The sequence below is a fragment of the Tamlana carrageenivorans genome (genome assembly GCF_002893765.1).
Lineage (GTDB): Bacteria > Bacteroidota > Bacteroidia > Flavobacteriales > Flavobacteriaceae > Pseudotamlana > Pseudotamlana carrageenivorans.
Window position 1 is genome coordinate 2,048,621 of sequence record NZ_CP025938.1, and the last position, 19,578, is coordinate 2,068,198.

The following is a 19,578-nucleotide window of genomic DNA, read 5'->3' on the forward strand; positions in this document are numbered from 1 at the left end:
TTTGTTTAGTTGTCGGTTTTGGAATCATCATCCTCTGCTTCATCTTTGGTGGCTTTAAACATAGAATCCCAAAGCTCTTTAAATTTATTAAACTCTTGTGTGAAAAGAATGGCAATTCCAGTTGCAATGGTTTGTCCGTCTATCACATTTTCATATTCATTCTTTCTGAAACCACGAAGTTTGTAACGACCATCCTTTGTGAGTATATACTCTAAACTCACGTTACCAATAAGCGGTGTTGGTTCTCTACTTTCTGTACTACCTTGTATGGCAACTTCACTACCAACTTTAACAATGAGACGGTCATGAAATAGTTTTTTCTGGGCAGCTATATTTAAATTTGTACGATCTTCGGGCGAATCTCCTTGGTAGTCGGTATAGCTGTTTAAACCAAAATCCAAATCGAATCCTGAGTTTCCTAATAGTTTGTCAGAAAACACATTAAGTTGATCGGAGAGCGCACTGTTTAAATTGTCTCTAGCGATCGTGTTGAAGCCACCTGCACTACCATCACTGTTAGAATCTGGATAGAAACGGTTTAGTACTAATAGGGAGAAAACTTGTTTGTTAAGGGCATCGGGTTCTTGGTTAATTTGTTGTACCCGCCCATAAATTTGGCCATTAGCAGTACCTTGGTTAGCTTCAGGCATGTCTAAATTGAAAGATAAAGCAGGGGCCGATAATTCGCCATCAATATTCAAGTATACATAAAATGGTAAAACTTGTTGGTACCTGCCTTGGTCGGAAATGTCTGCCCCCGAAGAAGCAGAAGCCATAAGGCCAGCGGCCGAAGTTTCCACCTTGTAAATGGCACGAATATCCATGGCGGCATCAAAAGGGTTGCCTGACCATGTTACTCGGCTTTCCGGGGCCAGTTCAAAACGCTTGTTTACTAAATGATATAAACTCATTTGGTAATGCCCACCAGAGACGTTGTATATTCCAGACAGATTCATTTGTCCGTTTGGCCTCATTGTAAAATCAAATTCTCCTTGACCAAATACTTTAAAATTGTCGTTGGTTTGCTCGTCAATAACAATGGTAAAGGCGGCATTGTTTCCAACTTTTAAATAGCTTGAAATTTCAAAACCAGTAAACGTGGATGTTTGTTCGGTGGTTTGTGTTAATATCGCATCGGGATTATTTTTATTTACGAAACGTACTATCCCATCGCGAGATTCGATATCTACCGATGATGACGGCATAACGTACGTCACATCTGTTTCAGAATCTACTGTAAGTTTCATGTCTACTTTAGGGATTTCCATATCACCGGTAATTTTTGCATCAGCATCAAAAACAACTTTGCCATAAAGCATGTCGTTATCCGCTTCTGTAGCATTTAAAACTTGAAAGTTTTTGGCACTCAGACTTAAATCGAAAGTCGGATTAATATAGGATTCTGTGCCGATATTTCCAGCAATGTCGAAGGTGTTATTATTTTCATCTTGAACCGTGAAATCAGTAAAATAAACACCTTTGTTATCAATTTTTAAAGTTTCATCTAGTAGAGCAAAAGCGGTATTGAATTTAACAATCTTAAATTTTGCATTGCTGAAATTTATGGTTCCATCATAATTAGGCTTTTCAGTAGTACCGCTAATTTTAAAACGACCTTTAAAAAAGCTTTCAGTTTCTGAAACTTCTCCATCGGTAAAGCCTTCTAAGGCATGCATGTTGAAGGTGTTAAGATTGAGGTCTAAGCTTAAATTGGCTTTATTGCTTTCTGCTCTATAAGTTCCGCTAAGGTCTAAATCAATTTCGCCTCCAGAAAGTGTGCTTTCTAAGGTATAGTTATTAGCCCCAACCGATTTTCCATGCAAACTTAAGCGCCCCATATTTATATTTTTAACGTTAAGTTGTGAGATGTCTAAGTCGGCAATAATTCCGGGCTTATTAAGTGGGTCTTCAACAATAAAGTCACCGTTTAAAACCCCTTCAGCCAAGGGAGTTTCAGGGTTGAAATATTCTAAAATTTCATTTATTTTAAAGTTTTTATATTCAACCGCGATATGGTCTGTTTGCACTTTGGGTAATTTGGCAGTGACTTCTACCGACTGTTCGTTTTTGGTGATTTTAAAGTTGTTAAATGAGATTTTATCCTTTGTAAACAAGACGGCATTGTCTTCAGGGATGCTCCAATTTTCTTTGTTTAGCTTTAAATCTTCAGGGAAAATATGAAATTTAATATCGTTTTCAACACCTGTTACAACAGCTCTAACATCTGTAAGTTCGGTGCCTTTATAAGAGGCATTAAAATCTAACTGCAATTCGTTATTCTTTTGTACGCCGGTTATATAGGTTTCAGGAAGTAATAATGGTCCTGCGTTAATTTCCTTAAATCCTAAGTTAAAAAGAAACTCATCTTTATAGGTGTTAATAAATAGGGATAAACTGTCAATGGTATTGTTACTGTAGTTTATATGTGGTGCGTCTACTATAGCCATTAACTGTCTGTCAATTTCTGAGAAAGCAATGTCTATTTTAACCGTATCAAGGTTTTTTAAGTTTACTAAAAACACGTTATTTATTACGGGCGATTCCGAGAGTTGGGCATGTAATTTAAGTTCTACAGGGTTTTGAAGCGTGTCGAAAGTAGCACTTCTGTCTTGTCTGTAAAAATAGCTTAACACATGATGTTTAAGGGCTTTGCTAAATACAAGGGGCGTGGCGTTAGATTGTAAATCAAGGTTTATTATTTTGTTTTCAATTTGAACAGATGTGGTGTCTTCCCGAACATGTGCGTTGGCTTTCAAATCGCCTAACAAATAGGTTTGACTGTCATAAACCACAACACCATCACTTAACATGGCGCCAGCGTCGAAACTTTTAGAGTCTCCTTTGAAATTTCCGCTTAGCGTAAACCCTGTTTTAATACTTTGATCTGTTAAGCCGAGGGCTTGGAGGTTTGCGCCAGCTAAATGTAGGTCCATTTTTAATTCTGGGACTATAGAATCTAGAATAACAAAAGCATCTAGGACGATATCAATATTTGAGTCTTTATAAGCGGATGTAATGTCACCTTGTCCATTTATAATGTTACCATCTATTTCCAAATTTTCAATGGGATACTCATTATAGCTGAAATTATTCACTACGGCTTTTAAGTTGCCATTTAAATTGTTGATGGTTTTTCCGCTGCCTTCTGCATCAACTGTAAGGGATAAATTTCCTAGTTTTTCAATATTTAAAAGTTTGTTTAATTCGTATTCTTCAACCGTAATATGGGTTTTAAAATGAATGTCGTTAAGGTTTTCAAGCTGCCCTTCGATACTCGCAAATCCTTGTTCTGATGCTAGTTTGCTATCGGTTGCTAGAGCATTCAATGAACCAGAAATTTTACCAGATAAGATCATGTTATTAGGGATGCTTATCGTAGATTCTGAAAGGGCTACAAAGCGTTCAATGTCTGATTTATTTGTGGTAAACCGGTAATTAGGAACCTTATATTTTAAAGAGTCTGTTTGTGTCGCATTTTTAATTTGACCTTTCAATACTAATTTGGTAGAATCACCCCAAGACACATTAAAACTTGGGATTTGAATGTCTGAAACATATCCTGATGCTTTGGCGTGGCCGGACAGCCGTTTTTTACTTAATATTTGTAAATATTCATTGCTTTTTAAATCGGGTTGAAAAAGAAAAATATCATTAAAATCGAACCGGAATTTTGAAAGTACAAGGTCAATTTTCGATTTTTCAGGAGTATTCATGAAGCTATTAATCTCTGAATATTCCATATTCAAATCACCAAGAACTAAATCATTATTAATAGCAATATCCAAATTTGTAAGAGCCAAGTTGGTATTGCCAAAAATGACTTCTGTGCTCAAGTGTTTTAAGTGTAATCCCGAACCTTCTTGAAATTGACCTTTTTCAATGTGAATACCCACACCACTTTTATTCATATAAGCGGTTTTGGTAATAAGGCTGAGGTTTTTAAAGTCTAAGGCATCGGCATTAAAAACGCCCTTTTGAGCTTTATGGTTATTTACAAAATAACCGATATCGTTATTTTCTATATGTGCCTGGTTAACTTTGATGTCAAAATCAGGCCATTCAAAAGCTTCAGAATTATTTGTTTCTGCAGGCTCAGAATTATTTGCAACGTCGTTTAATTGGAGTTTTACTCTAGAATGCCTTAAAGCAATTTCATCTAAATAAATACGATTAGTTTCTAAGTTAATATCGGTCGATTCTGCAGAAAAATCGTTAATCGTGGTATTTAATTCTAAATTAGAGGTATTCGATTTGTAATGTACTTTTACCTCTTCTAAAACAAACGATTCAACCAAAAAGGAAGGCAGAACACTACTTGTGGTATCGTTATCAATAATTTTAGATTCGTTTTGAATGACATCAATTTTAGCTTCAGAAATTTTGGCCTCGGGAGCGTTAAACACCATCCTATCAAGGTCTATTTTCTTTAAATCTAGAAAGAGTTCGTTAAACTTTGCTTTGGTATTAATGCCAATAAGTTCATCGTCGAAAGATATTTCGAAGTCTTTTAAATCTAAATTCCTTAGAATCAGCTTGATGCTTGTAGAGCTGGTGTCTACTTCGGTAACTGCATTAGGGTCTTGGGAAGCAAACGCATCGATTAAAAAATTAAAATTAAAACCTTGAATGGTGTCTTTTCTCCATACATGTGCCCGAACGCCTTCCCAGTATAAATCGTCAAGACCAAAACTTTCACCAGTAATTAAAGGGAGCATGGCGATGTTTGCTTCTAAAGATTTAGAATAAATTAAAGTGTCTTGCTGGGTGTCTTCTAAGTATAATCCAGTAATTTTTATATCACCATCAAAAGTTAGGAACAGCGATTCAATATCAATTTTGGTGTTTGTTTTAGAGGAAACATAATTTATCGCTTTGTCCTTAATAAAATTTTGCGCCCAAGGGGTTCTAATAAGGAATACCAGAAGGATAAAAAATAGAACAAAACCAATAAAAACCCTGCCAAGACGTTTTAAGCCTCGGTATTTCCTTGTTTTAGGGGTGGGCGTTTTTTTTGTTATGTTTGCTGCTTCTTCTTTCAGTGGTAGGTTTTTAATGCTTTAAATATTAAAAGTAATGTATTTTAAGATTATTTTCTCTAGTGACTGCATAAAATTTCTCGTACAATTTTTAAATGATGATTGGTGTGTATTTCTAAAAAGCGCATCGTCTGTTTTTTAGATAAATTTCCAAACACGTGATGTTTAAAAAACGCATGTGGTTCCAGTGTTTTTATAATGTTTAATCCTGTTTTTGCGCGTTCTAACCGTTGGTGCAGTTCCTTTTCAGAAATGTTTATATTTTTAGAAACTACTTTCTGTGGTGCTTTGGCTCGACCCCTAGGGAAGGTTCCTAGTGTGAAAATAAGCCATCGCTTAGTATTTAATTTTGAGCTATAGTCACTAGGATTTGATTCTGCCAATACTTCGCAAACCACATTAAAGACTTTTAGACTATGATCCAGTTGCCAACCTACAGTTGCTTTAGAAATGCTTGAATCTTTGATGTTTTTATTAATGATGTTTGATTCAATTTCTAATAAAAGTGATTGAAGTTTTTGTAAAGATCTGTTTGTCATATTCTAAAATATTTCTAAAAGATATTAATTAAATCCTTAACTTTAAGACAATTCCGGCTATATTCAAACTATTGTTTCATTTAAAACTAATAAAATATGCTTCCCTTTAGATCTGAAATTAGAAATTCGCCATCGCATCCTACCATTAAAATATTTTTAAGCGATCAAACTTTAGTGCCTAGAATTAAAAAACATTTAGACCATTTTAGTGATATTGAGCTGACAGAAATAAGAGAGAGTCATGGGCAAAATAGAGAAAGTGAAAACATTACTATTTATTTAAAAGATCATGTGGATATTGATAAAATGAAATCTTCTATCGATTCCAGTTTATGGTGGTATTTTGAAGAAGATATGGTAGATGAATAAAAAGTTATTACGATACTTAGTTTTTTCTCATTCTTTGTGTTGAATCCCTGTTTTTTAAGTTTTTTTAAAAAATACGTATATCTTTTATTTTTGATGATTTAGAAAAAAAAAGGGGCTATTTTACCTATTTAACATTTTTGATGCCTCAAAAATACTAGGTAAATACTGCTGTTGGTGTTTTTTTAGGTTTTTTTGTTCTTCTCTCGCATGGTGTGATATGTCTGGTTTTTATTACGTAATATTATTACGTACATTTACTTAGTTTGATATAAGTTTAACCTCATTAAAACCACTCAAAATGAACAAAAAACCTACAATTTTAAATGTTATCTTTTTTCTATTTTTTATAAGTTTAGCCCTGGGCCAAAGCCAAACTTATGGAGACATAGACTACAATAAAGCTATAAATATATCAGGAAAACAAAGAATGCTGTCTCAAAAAATGGCTAAGGCTTATTTATTAAAGTCTCAGGGTATTACTAACGACATGATAAATAAAGAGTTAAATGCTAGTAAGTTTATTTTTGAAAAACAATTAGAAATTTTAAAAAAAAACAGTGAAAGTTCATCAACAAGACTTTATTTAAAACAAGTGAATAATGTTTGGGATGATTTTAAGAAGCTCATAAATCAAGAAGCAAACACGGTTAATGCTTTACGCATTATGTCATTAAACACCGAATTGCTTAAAAACTGTCATCAAGTTGTTTTAAGTATAGAAAGAAGTTCTAATTACAATAATAAGTTTTTTGAGAATAATGATCAAGAATTGATTAACACGATTAATGTATCTGGAAAACAAAGAATGTTATCACAAAGGATGTGTTTGTATTTTGCTGCTATTAATGAGTTCCCTAAAAACAAAGAAGAATTTAAAGAAGTTTTAGGGAAGGTGTTTGATGAATTCTCTTATGTAATAGGAGATTTATTAATAAGTACTTTTAATACAACAGAAATTGAAGAAGAAATAGGTTTAATTATGGCTTTATGGGAGCCGTATCAATCTAATAAAAGACAGTTTTTAAATGGTGATTTTGATTTAATTGATGTGTATAATGTTACTAATGAATTAACTAAAAGATTCAATAAAGTAACAGGGTTATTTGAGCAAATTAGTAAAAAGAAATAGCGTTTATTTTAAAATTAAACACCCTCATAAAATGTTTTATGAGGGTGTTTGGTTTTTATCAAAAGTGTATTTTTAGTATCTGTAGTGTTCTGGTTTGTAAGGACCATCTACGGTTACACCAATATAACTGGCTTGCTCTTCACGTAACTCGGTTAATTCTACACCAATTTTAGCTAAGTGTAATTTCGCAACCTTTTCGTCTAAAGCTTTGGGTAACATGTAAACCTTGTTTTCGTAAGCATCAGCATTGGTCCAAAGCTCGATTTGTGCTAACGTTTGGTTGGTAAATGAGTTACTCATTACAAAACTTGGGTGACCTGTAGCACAACCTAAGTTTACTAAACGACCTTCGGCAAGGATGATAACATCTTTTCCGTCGATGGTGTATTTGTCAACCTGAGGTTTGATGGTGTTTTTGGTATGACCATAGTTTTTGTTTAACCAAGCCATATCGATTTCATTATCGAAGTGTCCAATGTTACAAACGATGGCTTTGTCTTTTAGCGCTTCGAAGTGTCTGCCTTGAACGATATCTTTATTACCTGTGGTAGTGATTACAATATCGGTATTACCGATAACAGTTTCTAGTTTTTTAACTTCAAAACCATCCATGGCTGCTTGAAGGGCACAAATTGGGTCGATTTCGGTTACTGTTACAATACTTCCAGCGCCTTTAAAAGAGGCAGCAGTTCCTTTACCAACATCGCCATAACCACAAACGGTTACACGTTTACCGGCAAGCATGATATCTGTAGCACGACGAATGGCATCTACAGCAGATTCTTTACATCCGTATTTGTTATCGAATTTCGATTTTGTTACCGAATCATTTACGTTTATAGCTGGCATTGGTAAAGTGCCGTTTTTTACACGCTCGTAAAGTCTATGAACACCTGTTGTTGTTTCTTCAGAAAGGCCATTAATTCCAGCAGCTAACTCTGGGTATTTGTCTAAAACCATATTGGTTAAATCGCCACCATCATCAAGAATCATGTTTAGTGGTTTTCTGTCTTCACCAAAAAATAAAGTTTGCTCGATACACCAGTCAAATTCTTCTTCGGTCATGTCTTTCCAAGCGTAAACCGCAGTTCCAGCAGCAGCAATAGCAGCAGCAGCTTGATCTTGAGTAGAAAAAATGTTACAAGAACTCCATGTTACTTCGGCACCTAAGGCTTGTAAAGTTTCAATTAAAACCGCCGTTTGAATGGTCATGTGTAAACAACCAGCAATTCTAGCTCCTTTAAGTGGTTGAGAATCTTTGTACTCTTCTCTCAAACTCATTAGTCCTGGCATTTCAGCTTCGGCTAATTCTATTTCTTTTCTACCCCACTCGGCAAGTGTGATATCTTTTACCTTATTTGCTACGTATGGAATTGTTTTTGTACTCATATCAATTTTTCTTTTTGTTAAAACCTAAACTTCATTGTGAATAGTACTTAAAATACTTAAATTCGCTTGTCAATAAAGCCCTGAAATATTTAGGAGCTGCAAAGGTAATCAATAAGTTTTAGATTTTAAATGCCTCTTTATAAAACCATAACACCAAATTCGCAAACTACTGTTAAAATCTGGAAGATTGAAGAATCCTACAACGATTTATTAGATTCAGTAGCTTTAAAACCAGAAACCTTACAACGTGTTTTGGGCATGAAGAGTGCATTACACCAGCGCGGTTTCCTTAGTGTCCGTAAATTACTGGCCGAATTGGGGTATGATGATTTCGATTTGTTTTACGATGAAAACGGAAAGCCTCATTTAAAAGATGGTAAACAGATTTCCATAACCCATTCGTTTATTTTTTCTGCGGTGATTATCTCCGATAGCATTGTGGGTATCGATATTGAAAAACAACGTGAAAAAATTCCAGTGATCGCCCATAAGTTTATAGATTATGAGTTTGATTATTTAAAGAAGGATGCTCCCGATTATATTAGGAAACTCACCACCATTTGGTGCGTTAAAGAGTCTTTATATAAATTATTTGCAACGCCAGGATTGAGTTTTAAAGACTACTTTTTAGTGATTCCTTTTGAGTTGAAAGATGAAGAAACGAAGGCATGGATTGATTATAGAGATAAAAAACATCCTTATAATATTCATTTTTTAGAATTTGAAGGTTTTACCTGCGCTTACGCTGTTGATAGTTAATAGTGAACAATTAACAATTAACAATTAATAGGTAATAGTTAACAGTTTATAGTTAAACATTAAGGCGTTAAACGTTAGAGAAATATTTGTGGTGAATAACATATACCAAAACATATTAAAATCGGTTTTAGAGAAAAAAAAGCTATTAGCGGTTTTAATAGATCCTGATAAATTTCCTGTTGAAAACGCTGCTTCTTTTCTGCAAAAAGTAAACACCTCTCAAGCCACGCATGTTTTTGTTGGAGGTAGTACGGTTGATGATTTTGTGACCGAAATATTAGTCCTTGAAATAAAGAAATACACCCAATTACCTGTGGTTTTATTTCCTGGTGATGTGACACAAATTACCAATAAAGCCGATGCTATTTTATTCTTGTCACTTATTTCTGGGCGAAATCCAGAGTATTTGATTGGAAAACATATTAAAGCGGTTTCAAAATTGCAAAGGAGCACCTTGGAGGTTGTTCCAACAGGCTATTTATTAATTGAAAGTGGAAAAGTGACTGCTGTAGAACGGGTTACAGGCGAAAAGCCTTTAAGTCGATCGAACATCCAAGAGGTTGCTGATACCGCTTACGCCGGACAATTGTTAGGCATGAAACTCATTTACTTAGAGGCGGGTAGTGGAGCTCAATCAGCTTTAACGAGGACTATGATTTCTGAAGTCAAAAAAACTTTAAATATTCCTCTCATCGTTGGTGGTGGTATAAGAAGTAAACAACAGCTTGATGAAGCTTACAAGGCTGGAGCCGATTTGGTGGTAATTGGTACCGCATTTGAAGAGCATACCACATTTTTTGAAGAATTAAAAAGAGAGAAACATTATGAAAGTCCATAATGGGCATTACCCACCGAAATGATTAAATAACGGAACCAGAGGTTCTTGAAAAAATTTAAATAGATGAAAATATCCGTTGAATTAACCTTAACACCCATTCAGGACAATTACGAGCCAGCCATCATTCATTTTATTAAAAAATTGCGTGATTCGGGTTTAACGGTTCTTGAAAATCCGTTAAGTACACAAGTGTATGGCGATTATGATACCGTGATGGCCTTGCTTACTTCCGAAATAAAAGAAGCTTTCGAATTGATTGAACGTGGATTACTTTTTATGAAAATTGTAAAATCGGATAGACACGACTATGAACCACATTTTTGATTGGTTTTTTTCGCAATATCAAGGCACTCCAACACACCTTGTGGTTTTGGAACTCATTGGGGTCTTTTTTGGCTTTCTGAGTGTTTGGTATTCTAAGCAAGAAAATATTTTAGTATACCCAACTGGCATTATCAGTACAGCTATTTTTGTATACATATTATATGTTTACGGACTTTTAGGCGATATGTTTATTAATGCCTATTATTTTACAATGAGCATTTATGGATGGTATTATTGGACACGAAAAGACCAAAATGATAATGAAGTTCCTGTAACTAAAACAACTAAAAAGGAGCATCTTTGGAGTGTGGTTATTTTTTTATTAACCATGGTTTTTGTGATTTTTATCTATCTATATAATGATAAATTTAACTCTTGGACGGCCTATATTGACACCTTAACAACAGCCATATTTTTTGTAGGCATGTGGCTTATGGCTAAAAAGAAACTAGAAAACTGGGTGTATTGGATTATTGGTGATATCATTTCGGTGCCCTTATACTATTACAAAGGATTAATGTTTACATCCTTTCAATATTTAATTTTTACAATAATTGCCATTTATGGTTATAAAGCATGGAAGAAAAGTTTAAACAACAGCCCTCAAATGTTATAAAAGTGGTGTTGTTTGGGCCCGAATCCACAGGAAAAACCACGCTATCTAGACAACTTGCGCGATATTACAATTCGGTTTGGGTGCCCGAGTATGCCCGTGAGTATCTTCAAAACAAATGGAATAACGAGCGCAAAACCTGTGAGCCGCAAGATTTACTACCCATTGCCGAAGGCCAAATGCGCTTAGAAAACGAACTGGCTCAAAAAACAAATACGGTTTTAATTTGCGACACCGATTTATTGGAAACTAAAGTGTATTCTGAAGTTTACTATTTAGGATCTTGCGATCCCATACTTGAAAAATATGCTTTGGAAAATACTTACGATTTGTATTTTTTGACCTATATTGATACGCCTTGGGAAGCAGACGATTTAAGGGATAAGCCAGACCAACGCGAAGCCATGTTTGAAGCTTTTCAAAACGAACTAATTAAACATAATAAACCCTATGTTTTACTAAAAGGGAGTAAAAAACAACGCCTTGAAACCGCCGTAAAACATATTGATAAATTATTAAAATAAAACCCTCATGTTTGAAGATAGAGATATTCAACAAATCTATAGCAAAGGCATTACTCTAAACCAAATTAAAGCTCAAGTCGCTCGATTAGAAGATGGTATGACCCATTCTGTTTTAATTGGAGCCGCTACCATAGGAAAAGGAATAGAACGCTATGATGCTTCTGAAACCGAAAAATTAATACAGTTATACGAAGCGAAGAAAGAAAACTTAAGCATTTTAAAATTTGTACCAGCTTCGGGTGCAGCTACAAGAATGTTTAAATTTTTATTTCAATTTTTACAAAAGTACAATCCTTCCAAAGAAACAATTGAGTCTTACATCGGTAAGGAGGCAAATAGCCAAGTGGAAACCTTTATTTCTAATTTGAAACAGTTCCCTTTTTATGATGAAGTACTTACCAAAGTCCGTGATACTAATCCGAATTTTGATAATTTATCTCGAGGTGAACGTTGCTTGTATTTCGTAAAAATGATGCTAGATGAAGATGCTTTAAATTACAGTTTTTTTCCAAAAGGGTTACTGCCGTTTCATCAATATAATGGGAAAATAGTCACCGCTTTTCAAGAACATTTGTTTGAAGCGACCTTGTATGCCTCTTCAAAAAACCAAGCAAATTTACATTTTACGGTTTCAGAAAAACATCAGGAATATTTCGATAAGACCCTTAAAGCGATTAAATCGGATTTAGAAGCCGAAACTGGTGTAACTTTTAATATTTCATTTTCTTTTCAGAAGGAAGCTACCGAAACTGTTGCACTTACAGCTAAAGATGAGGTTTATAAAAATGAAGATGGTTCTATTTTATTCAGGCCAGCAGGACACGGTGCCTTATTAGAGAATTTAAACGATTTAGATCACGATATTATCTTCATTAAAAACATTGATAATATTGTTGTTGCCGATAAAAATAGTGAAGTATCTAATTATAAAAAACTATTAGCGGGTGTTTTATTAGAAGCACAAGAAAAGGTGTTTGCTTATTTGCAAAAATTAACAGAAGGTACTGCTGAAGAAGCCGATTTTAACTTAATGGTACTCTTTTTACGTTACCGATTAAATGTACCGGTGAGTGTCGATTTTGACACCTATACTTTTGAAGAAAAAACGGCTTATTTAATAGATAAGTTTAATCGTCCTATTCGTGTTTGTGGTATGGTTAAAAACCAGGGTGAACCTGGGGGTGGGCCATTTTGGGTGAAAGATAAAAATGACGAAGTTTCACTTCAAATTGTAGAATTCGCGCAAATCGATTTTAGTAAAACCGTACAGCAAGGCATCGTTTATAAAGCCACACACTTTAATCCAACCGATTTGGTTTGTGGTGTGAAAGATTATAAGGGGAATAAATTCAATCTTAAAGATTTTGTTGATCCCGAAGCTGCTTTTATCACCTCTAAAACGCATAATGGCATCGATATAAAAGCTTTGGAGTTACCAGGGCTATGGAACGGAAGTATGGCCTATTGGAATTCTATTTTTGTTGAAGTACCTCTTGAAACCTTTAATCCGGTAAAAACGGTGAATGATTTGTTGAAGCCAGAACATCAAGCATCCTAATGTTTGATAAGGAAAACATCATAAAGGAATTAAATTTTAAGGCCATTCGCAGTTCGGGTAGTGGCGGACAACATGTTAATAAAGTGGCTTCAAAAATTGAATTGAGTTTCGATTTGAATGCTTCACTAGCACTCTCTGATGTTCAAAAAGAACGCCTGTTTAAAAAACTAGAAAACCGATTGACAAAAGATGGTCTTTTAATTCTATTCTGTGATGAAAGTAGGAGCCAGCATAAAAATAAAACCCTGGCTATTTCTCGATTTTTAGACTTGCTAGAACAAGCCTTAAAAGTAAGAAAACGCCGTATTCCTACTAAAATTCCAAAATCAGTCATAAAAAAACGTCTTAAAAGTAAAAAGCAACTGTCTGATAAAAAGGTGAATAGGCGAAAACCTGACTGGGATTAAAAAACTTTGTTTAAAGTGAGCTATTTACAAATTGCTTAGTAATTTTGCAGCGTTCTCATAAAGGGGTGCCCATGCCAGTGAACGATTTGAGTTTTTATTGAATAGGTTTGTTGTAAGGCCATTAATTATTCATTATTAACTTTTAATTTTTAACTCCAAAAGGGCTGAGATCATACCCATTGAACCTGGAACAGGTCATGCTGTTTAGGGATTTGAATTAATGAAGATTTTAAAACGTCCCATTTAATTCTATAAACAAACCAATAATTTAAAGAATAATAGCCTCTTTTTATTCGATCATCATAATAGAATTTGTATGAAATCGAATCAGAAAAAATTAATAAAACCGCTTTTCATTCTTGCTGTTTTATTATTGTCATTTAGTAGTTATGCTCAAGAAAATGATAAGCCGGTAGACTCTACGGTAACCGAAAATCTTGACGAAGTTTTAGTTAAAGCCGTACGTGTAAGCGCCGATGCGCCCATTACACACTCCAATATGACTAAAGAACAACTGGAAAAACGTAATCTCGGACAAGATATTCCCACCTTATTAAATTATTTGCCATCGGTGGTTACCACCAGTGATGCCGGAGCCGGTATAGGGTATTCTGGTATTCGTGTACGTGGTACCGATGCCACTCGTGTTAACGTCACTATTAACGGGATTCCGTATAACGATCCAGAAAGTCAGGGTACCTTTTGGGTGAATTTAGGCGATTTTGCCTCTTCAACCGAGAGTTTACAATTACAACGTGGAGTAGGAACTTCTACCAATGGGTCGGGAGCTTTTGGTGCGAGTTTAAACTTGTTAACCGATAAGGTGTCGGATATCGCTTCCGCGGAAATTGCCAATAGCTTCGGAAGTTTCAATACCAGAAAACACACCGTTAAGATGAGTACCGGACTTATCAACGATCATTTTGAGGTCTCCGGAAGGTTTTCAAAAATTGATTCTGATGGTTATGTGGATCGTGCTTTTACCGATTTGAAATCTTATTTCCTTCAAGGGGTTTATAAAGATGATAATACTTTAATTAAAGCCTTAACTTTCGGGAATCAAGAGCGAACTTATCAGGCTTGGTATGGCTTAACGGCCGATGAGTTGGAGGAAGATCGTCGTCAAAATCCATATACCTACGACAATGAAATTGATGCCTATTGGCAAGATCATTACCAATTGCACTGGAACCAGCGTTTTGATAATAACTGGTCTACAAACTTAGGATTAAACTACACCAAAGGAAAAGGGTATTTTGAACAGTATCAGGCTGAAACTACCGATATTGGTTTATACAATGGTATTGTAGTGGCTACCGATACCAATGATGATGGCGATCCCGTTACAGATTTAATTCGTAGACGTTGGTTAGACAACGATTTTTATGTGGTAAATGCGAATGTTACTTTTAAAAACAATGCTGTTGAGGTCATTTCAGGAATGTCATTTAACACCTACTCTGGTGATCATTTTGGCGAAGTGATTTGGGCTAGAGCCTTTGCTCCCGATGCCGAAATTAGAGATCGTTACTATGAAGGGGATGCTAAAAAAATTGATTATAGTGTATTCTCTAAAGTTACTTTTAAATTTGCACAAAAGTTTACAGGGTTTGTGGATTTACAAGAACGTTTTGTGCACTATAAAACCGATGGGATTAACTCCGACGGCGCGCCTTTTGTAACCGATGCAAATTTCAGTTTTTTTAACCCTAAAGTTGGTTTAACCTATAAACACTGCGATTTTAATAGTTTCTACACCTCTTTTGCTGTGGCTAACCGCGAACCTAATCGAGATGATTTTGAAGCAGGAGTTACCGAAAACGAAACGCTTTACGATTTGGAATTAGGTTGGCGTTATAACAGTAAGAAGCTTCAGGTAAATACCAATATGTACTACATGTTTTATAGAAATCAGTTGGTTTTAACCGGCGAACTAGACGATGTAGGGAGCGCTATTCGTGCCACCAGTGGTAAAAGTTATCGCTTAGGTCTGGAAGTTGATGCCAATATCTTGTTTAACAACTGGTTTAGCATGAATTCTAACGTGACTTTAAGTCAAAATAAAAACAAAGATTTTACCATGTCTATTGATGGAGAATTGGTGAATTTGGGTGAAACCAATATCTCTTTATCACCCAATATTGTGGTTGGAAATGCGTTAAATTTTTCACCCATAGATCACCTACAATTATCGCTTTTAAGTAAGTATGTTGGCGAACAGTACATGGGGAATACCGATAATGACGATTCTAAATTAGTTGATTATTTTGTGAACGATTTAAGTGTTACTTACGAAATCATACCTAAGAAAATCTTTAGATCTATTATTATTTCTGGATTAGCGAATAATATTTTTAACCGTGAATATGTGTCTAACGGTTATTTTGGTTCTTACGATTACACCGATCTATCAAGTCCTACAGGAACCACCACAGGTTATTATGCAGGTTATTATCCGCAGGCAACAGCAAACTTTTTAGTAGGGGTGAATTTGAAGTTTTAGTGTTTTTGATTTTGAAGTGGTTAATTATAGACTCGTGTCGAACGATTTAAAAAGTCTTTTCATGTGGTGTTTGTCAGGTTGAGCTTCTCGAAACCCGTGTAGAGAATTACAACGTTTAATGATTTAAAAACCGTTTATCAGACCTTTCAGGTTTTAAAAACCTGAAAGGTCTTTTTTTTAGCAATTTATGTTAAATAGGTTAATTCGAAATATAAAGAATATTGCCACTACGGTTCGTTGGGTAGAATTTTAAAGCACAAGTTAAGGCATCGTTGTTGTCTGCTTCTCCAGTTATAAAATTATAACGGTTTTCATCACCACAGCCACATGTGCCAAAAAGACCATCAGGAATAATTGCCGAGCATTCGCTTGGTGCATGGTTCGGGTCGCTGGCATCCCTAGCCAAAATATTGGCGCCGGTATTGGCCAAAATAATCCCTCTGTTTCCCACATTAGGAATGTATATGGAATTACCTGGGCTGTTTAGCGTTGAGTATTGTGGTAAGGATAAATCTATACTGTAATTCACATTAATATTAAGTAAGTAATTACAATTGTTATCGTTGTTGTTATCGCTGCTACAAGCGAATAATACAGTAAGAAAAAGAATAAAATATAGTGATTTCATCGTTGTAAAATAAATGGCAATTTAACAATAAAAAGCAAATCCACTGGCGTTTATTTCTGCTTTCCTATTGGTTACACGTAAGAGATAACGAAAGTACTTTTAAAATCAATAGCGTCCTAAACGATTAAAAAAGAGAAAGGAAATTTTGTTCCGCAAAGTTACCTTTGTGGTGCACCACAAAAAAACCTTTCTCAGATGATAAATATAACGCTGTTTTCTCAAATAATCACAAAATTAGAAAAGTCAAGGTTCAATAAATTAGTCAGGTTTCATAACACAGATAAACATCAAAAAGGATTTGACAGTTGGTCTCACTTAGTATCGATGTTGTTTTGTCAATTTGCGAACAGTCAATCTGTTAGAGATATCAGCAACGGATTGCGTTCAGCAACAGGAAACCTGAATCATTTAGGCATGTTAGCAGCGCCTTCAAAATCTACTATAAGCTACCAAAATAAACATCGAAGCTGGGAGCTTTTCAGAGACTACTATTATGTATTATTAGAGAGTTTAGGACAGCAAGCAGGAATGAAGCGTACTAATTTCAAAATAAAGTCCAAAATATTTTTATTAGATGCAACCGTGATAAGTCTTTGTTTAAGTTTGTTTGATTGGGCAAAATACAAGACTAAAAAAGGAGCTGTAAAAATGCACACCTTGCTTGATTATGATGGTCATTTACCAGCTTATGTAAATATTACAGATGGCAAAACAGCGGATAATAAAGGGGCTTACGACATCCCGCTTTTAAAAGGAAGTGTTATTGTTGCTGATCGGTTTTACAACGATTTTGATTTACTAAAGATTTGGGACAGCAACGGAGTCAATTTTGTAGTCAGACATAAAGACAATATTCAATTTAAATCAGTCAAAGAGTTAGAATTGCCAGAAAACAGGCATCAACACGTTCTAAAAGATGAAATCATTGAATTAACAGGCGCTAAGACAAAAGAGAAATATCCCAAAAGACTTCGCAGGGTTGCCTTGTGGGATGATAAAAATGGACAAACTATTGAGGTTATTACCAATCAGAAGTCTTGGACAGCAAACACTATTACGGAGCTTTATAAGGCTAGATGGGAAGTGGAAATATTTTTTAGAGACATCAAACAGCAATTACACATCAAGTCTTTCATTGGAACTAGTCAAAATGCGGTTATGATACAGATCTGGACGGCATTAATTACCATTCTCATTTTAAAAGCGCTAAAAACACAAGCAAAGCATCCTTGGTATTTATCTAATTTAGTAGCCTTTATTAGATTAAATCTTTTTGTGAAAGTAAATTTACATAAATGGCTAGATAATCCGTTTGCAAAAGAACAACCACCACCCAATAAGCACATACAAGGGGTTCTTTTTTGAAAATTCAAAAATATAAACTATTAAACTAGTAAAATGGTTGGATTTATCCTATCTAAAATTTATTTAGGACAGGATTGTTTTAAAATATTAAAAAATAAATGATTTAAATATTTTGTATATTTGTTGGACAATCTCGTGAAAACGGGATTTTTTTGTTTGCTGAATCCTTTGACGCCGTTTTGTTGGAGTATTTCAGCATCTTTTATAATGTTAAATAATGAAGTTATGAGTAAAGCATCGTACTATACACCTGAGGGATTAAAAAAATTAAGAGATGAATTAAGGCAACTTAAAGATGTTGAGCGTGTAAAAGCATCAAAAGCGATAGCTGAAGCAAGAGATAAAGGAGATTTAAGTGAAAATGCCGAATATGATGCAGCTAAGGAAGCACAAGGCATGTTAGAAATGCGAATTTCCAAGTTAGAGGATGCTTTAGCAGGAGCACGTGTTATTGATGAATCGCAAATGGATACATCTAAAGTGTTAGTGCTTTCTAAAGTGAAAATTAAGAACCAAACCAATGGTATGGAAATGAACTATACCTTAGTTGCCGATGGTGAAGCGAATTTAGCTTCAGGAAAAATTTCTGTAAATTCACCCATAGGTAAAGGCTTATTAGGAAAATCTGTTGGAGATGTTGCCGAAATTCAAGTGCCAAACGGGGTAATGAAATTCGATATTATTGAAATTTCAAGATAGATTTTTGAAGCGTTAAATTTTAAGTCATTTTAGGCCTGTCGAATTATTTTGATTACGTATCGTTAACAAGGGCTTCGATAGGCTCAGCTTGACAAACACTCCATTAGGTTAGCTAACCTAATGGATTTTCTTTTTATATTTACATGAACGCTCAAATTAAACCACCATATTATGGCATCAATTTTCACTAAAATAGTAAATGGCGAAATTCCTTGTTACAAGGTTGCCGAAACCGATGACTTTTTAGCTTTCTTGGATGTTAATCCGAATGCCAAAGGGCATACCTTGTGTATTCCTAAAAAGGAAGTTGATAAATTATTTGATTTAGATGAAGCCACTTATAAGGGTTTAATGGCCTTTTCTAGAACGGTTGCTTTGGCCTTAGAAAAAGCAGTGCCTTGTAAGCGCATTGGTGTTGGTGTGATTGGTTTAGAAGTTCCTCATGTTCATGTGCACCTTATTCCTTTACAAACTATGGATGATGCGCGTTTTATAAAAAAAGTAAGTATGTCTACAGAGGAGTTTCAAGCATTGGCTCATGCCATTAATGCCCAATTAAAGAAGGAATAACGAAACACCAATCCCAATTATAGAGAGCCCACCTGCAATTAAAGCCCAAGTCATTTGCTTTATTTTTCTGAATGGGGTTTTAGGAACAAATACTTTTTTCTGATAATCTACAACGCGATCAATATCATCAGTCCATTGTTCTGGGTAAATCGCGGTTTCGCAAGTTTTACAGTTTAATTCATGATGAATTTCAGAAGTAATCGCTTTATAAAAGGCGGTTTCTACCACTTTCTGCTTAAAAAGTAAATGCAATCCCTTTGTGTTGTAACATTCGGGACAATTGTTATTTAGGGGCACTTCTTTAATGTCGATTAGTTTTTCTGGCATA

At 34.8% G+C, this 19,578-nt stretch carries 18 protein-coding genes; 13 read left to right on the plus strand and 5 right to left on the minus strand.

Annotation, left to right across the window (positions count from 1 at the left end; all coding sequences use genetic code 11):
• Positions 1-5 precede the first annotated feature (5 nt).
• Together C1A40_RS09055 and C1A40_RS09060 are read right to left on the minus strand one after the other, a co-directional pair.
• Positions 6-4,715, minus strand: a complete 4,710-nt coding sequence (locus C1A40_RS09055) for a translocation/assembly module TamB domain-containing protein (protein WP_102995618.1) — start codon at positions 4,713-4,715, stop codon at positions 6-8.
• Between the two features lie 380 nt (positions 4,716-5,095).
• Positions 5,096-5,575, minus strand: a complete 480-nt coding sequence (locus C1A40_RS09060; protein ID WP_102995619.1) for a DUF1569 domain-containing protein — start codon at positions 5,573-5,575, stop codon at positions 5,096-5,098.
• A 96-nt stretch (positions 5,576-5,671) separates the two neighbouring features.
• Here C1A40_RS09060 and C1A40_RS09065 point away from each other — a divergent pair, with 96 nt between their 5' ends.
• Positions 5,672-5,944 (plus strand): hypothetical protein, encoded by a 273-nt coding sequence (locus C1A40_RS09065; RefSeq protein WP_102995620.1) that lies wholly within the window; start codon positions 5,672-5,674, stop codon positions 5,942-5,944.
• A gap of 298 nt (positions 5,945-6,242) precedes the next feature.
• Positions 6,243-7,073, plus strand: coding sequence for a type IV pili methyl-accepting chemotaxis transducer N-terminal domain-containing protein (locus C1A40_RS09070; protein ID WP_102995621.1), 831 nt, complete (start codon positions 6,243-6,245; stop codon positions 7,071-7,073).
• A 72-nt stretch (positions 7,074-7,145) separates the two neighbouring features.
• Here the strand turns inward: C1A40_RS09070 and ahcY are convergent, their stop codons facing one another.
• Positions 7,146-8,462 (minus strand): adenosylhomocysteinase, encoded by a 1,317-nt coding sequence (ahcY, locus tag C1A40_RS09075; protein WP_102995622.1) that lies wholly within the window; start codon positions 8,460-8,462, stop codon positions 7,146-7,148.
• A 129-nt stretch (positions 8,463-8,591) separates the two neighbouring features.
• On the opposite strand from ahcY, the gene C1A40_RS09080 reads away from it, so the two are divergent.
• The 8 genes from C1A40_RS09080 (at position 8,592) to C1A40_RS09115 (ending at position 15,988) form a co-directional block, all read left to right on the plus strand.
• Positions 8,592-9,221 (plus strand): 4'-phosphopantetheinyl transferase family protein, encoded by a 630-nt coding sequence (locus C1A40_RS09080; RefSeq protein WP_102995623.1) that lies wholly within the window; start codon positions 8,592-8,594, stop codon positions 9,219-9,221.
• 91 nt (positions 9,222-9,312) lie between these two features.
• Positions 9,313-10,059: a phosphoglycerol geranylgeranyltransferase gene (locus tag C1A40_RS09085; RefSeq protein WP_102995624.1), complete on the plus strand. Its 747-nt coding sequence runs from the start codon at positions 9,313-9,315 to the stop codon at positions 10,057-10,059.
• Between the two features lie 63 nt (positions 10,060-10,122).
• Complete coding sequence (locus C1A40_RS09090; RefSeq protein ID WP_102995625.1) at positions 10,123-10,383, plus strand: thiamine-binding protein; 261 nt, start codon at positions 10,123-10,125, stop codon at positions 10,381-10,383.
• Positions 10,367-10,999, plus strand: coding sequence for a nicotinamide riboside transporter PnuC (gene pnuC, locus C1A40_RS09095; RefSeq protein ID WP_102995626.1), 633 nt, complete (start codon positions 10,367-10,369; stop codon positions 10,997-10,999). Before C1A40_RS09090 ends, pnuC begins: the two co-directional genes overlap by 17 nt.
• Positions 10,960-11,520 carry an AAA family ATPase gene (locus tag C1A40_RS09100; RefSeq protein ID WP_102995627.1) on the plus strand — a complete coding sequence of 187 codons (561 nt, stop codon included), beginning with the start codon at positions 10,960-10,962 and terminating at the stop codon, positions 11,518-11,520. The genes pnuC and C1A40_RS09100 overlap by 40 nt, the downstream gene beginning before the upstream one ends.
• A 7-nt stretch (positions 11,521-11,527) precedes the next feature.
• Positions 11,528-13,078 carry a DUF4301 family protein gene (locus tag C1A40_RS09105; protein ID WP_102995628.1) on the plus strand — a complete coding sequence of 517 codons (1,551 nt, stop codon included), beginning with the start codon at positions 11,528-11,530 and terminating at the stop codon, positions 13,076-13,078.
• Positions 13,078-13,485 carry an alternative ribosome rescue aminoacyl-tRNA hydrolase ArfB gene (gene arfB / locus C1A40_RS09110; RefSeq protein WP_068601413.1) on the plus strand — a complete coding sequence of 136 codons (408 nt, stop codon included), beginning with the start codon at positions 13,078-13,080 and terminating at the stop codon, positions 13,483-13,485. Before C1A40_RS09105 ends, arfB begins: the two co-directional genes overlap by 1 nt.
• Before the next feature lie 316 nt (positions 13,486-13,801).
• A complete protein-coding gene (locus tag C1A40_RS09115; RefSeq protein WP_102995629.1) occupies positions 13,802-15,988 on the plus strand; it encodes a TonB-dependent receptor in 2,187 nt (728 codons plus the stop codon).
• Positions 15,989-16,187: 199 nt separating this feature from the next.
• Here C1A40_RS09115 and C1A40_RS09120 read toward each other — a convergent pair whose 3' ends face one another.
• Positions 16,188-16,616 carry a hypothetical protein gene (locus C1A40_RS09120; RefSeq protein WP_102995630.1) on the minus strand — a complete coding sequence of 143 codons (429 nt, stop codon included), beginning with the start codon at positions 16,614-16,616 and terminating at the stop codon, positions 16,188-16,190.
• A gap of 195 nt (positions 16,617-16,811) precedes the next feature.
• Between C1A40_RS09120 and C1A40_RS09125 the strand changes: the two genes are divergently transcribed.
• From C1A40_RS09125 to C1A40_RS09135, 3 genes are all read left to right on the plus strand, one after another.
• Entirely contained in the window at positions 16,812-17,981 is a 1,170-nt protein-coding gene (locus C1A40_RS09125) for an IS4 family transposase (protein ID WP_102994235.1), read from the plus strand.
• 225 nt (positions 17,982-18,206) lie between these two features.
• The gene (gene greA, locus C1A40_RS09130) at positions 18,207-18,680 is read left to right on the plus strand and encodes a transcription elongation factor GreA (RefSeq protein WP_067145578.1); all 474 of its coding nucleotides are present in this window, start codon (positions 18,207-18,209) and stop codon (positions 18,678-18,680) included.
• A gap of 171 nt (positions 18,681-18,851) precedes the next feature.
• Positions 18,852-19,250, plus strand: coding sequence for an HIT family protein (locus tag C1A40_RS09135; protein WP_102995631.1), 399 nt, complete (start codon positions 18,852-18,854; stop codon positions 19,248-19,250).
• Here the strand turns inward: C1A40_RS09135 and C1A40_RS09140 are convergent.
• Positions 19,236-19,577, minus strand: a complete 342-nt coding sequence (locus C1A40_RS09140) for a hypothetical protein (RefSeq protein ID WP_102995632.1) — start codon at positions 19,575-19,577, stop codon at positions 19,236-19,238. The genes C1A40_RS09135 and C1A40_RS09140 overlap by 15 nt on opposite strands.
• Position 19,578: the final 1 nt, after the last annotated feature.

What these genes read in the sequence shown, in the direction of transcription:
- C1A40_RS09080 (WP_102995623.1), top strand. Translation starts at nt 8,592, where the DNA reads ATGCCTCTTTATAAAACCATAACACCAAATTCGCAAACTACTGTTAAA.
- C1A40_RS09100 (WP_102995627.1), top strand. Translation starts at nt 10,960, where the DNA reads ATGGAAGAAAAGTTTAAACAACAGCCCTCAAATGTTATAAAAGTGGTG.
- C1A40_RS09070 (WP_102995621.1), top strand. Translation starts at nt 6,243, where the DNA reads ATGAACAAAAAACCTACAATTTTAAATGTTATCTTTTTTCTATTTTTT.
- ahcY (WP_102995622.1), bottom strand. Translation starts at nt 8,462, where the DNA reads ATGAGTACAAAAACAATTCCATACGTAGCAAATAAGGTAAAAGATATC.
- C1A40_RS09120 (WP_102995630.1), bottom strand. Translation starts at nt 16,616, where the DNA reads ATGAAATCACTATATTTTATTCTTTTTCTTACTGTATTATTCGCTTGT.
- C1A40_RS09090 (WP_102995625.1), top strand. Translation starts at nt 10,123, where the DNA reads ATGAAAATATCCGTTGAATTAACCTTAACACCCATTCAGGACAATTAC.
- C1A40_RS09060 (WP_102995619.1), bottom strand. Translation starts at nt 5,575, where the DNA reads ATGACAAACAGATCTTTACAAAAACTTCAATCACTTTTATTAGAAATT.
- C1A40_RS09065 (WP_102995620.1), top strand. Translation starts at nt 5,672, where the DNA reads ATGCTTCCCTTTAGATCTGAAATTAGAAATTCGCCATCGCATCCTACC.
- C1A40_RS09105 (WP_102995628.1), top strand. Translation starts at nt 11,528, where the DNA reads ATGTTTGAAGATAGAGATATTCAACAAATCTATAGCAAAGGCATTACT.
- C1A40_RS09055 (WP_102995618.1), bottom strand. Translation starts at nt 4,715, where the DNA reads ATGCTCCCTTTAATTACTGGTGAAAGTTTTGGTCTTGACGATTTATAC.
- pnuC (WP_102995626.1), top strand. Translation starts at nt 10,367, where the DNA reads ATGAACCACATTTTTGATTGGTTTTTTTCGCAATATCAAGGCACTCCA.
- arfB (WP_068601413.1), top strand. Translation starts at nt 13,078, where the DNA reads ATGTTTGATAAGGAAAACATCATAAAGGAATTAAATTTTAAGGCCATT.
- C1A40_RS09125 (WP_102994235.1), top strand. Translation starts at nt 16,812, where the DNA reads ATGATAAATATAACGCTGTTTTCTCAAATAATCACAAAATTAGAAAAG.
- C1A40_RS09115 (WP_102995629.1), top strand. Translation starts at nt 13,802, where the DNA reads ATGAAATCGAATCAGAAAAAATTAATAAAACCGCTTTTCATTCTTGCT.
- greA (WP_067145578.1), top strand. Translation starts at nt 18,207, where the DNA reads ATGAGTAAAGCATCGTACTATACACCTGAGGGATTAAAAAAATTAAGA.
- C1A40_RS09135 (WP_102995631.1), top strand. Translation starts at nt 18,852, where the DNA reads ATGGCATCAATTTTCACTAAAATAGTAAATGGCGAAATTCCTTGTTAC.
- C1A40_RS09140 (WP_102995632.1), bottom strand. Translation starts at nt 19,577, where the DNA reads ATGCCAGAAAAACTAATCGACATTAAAGAAGTGCCCCTAAATAACAAT.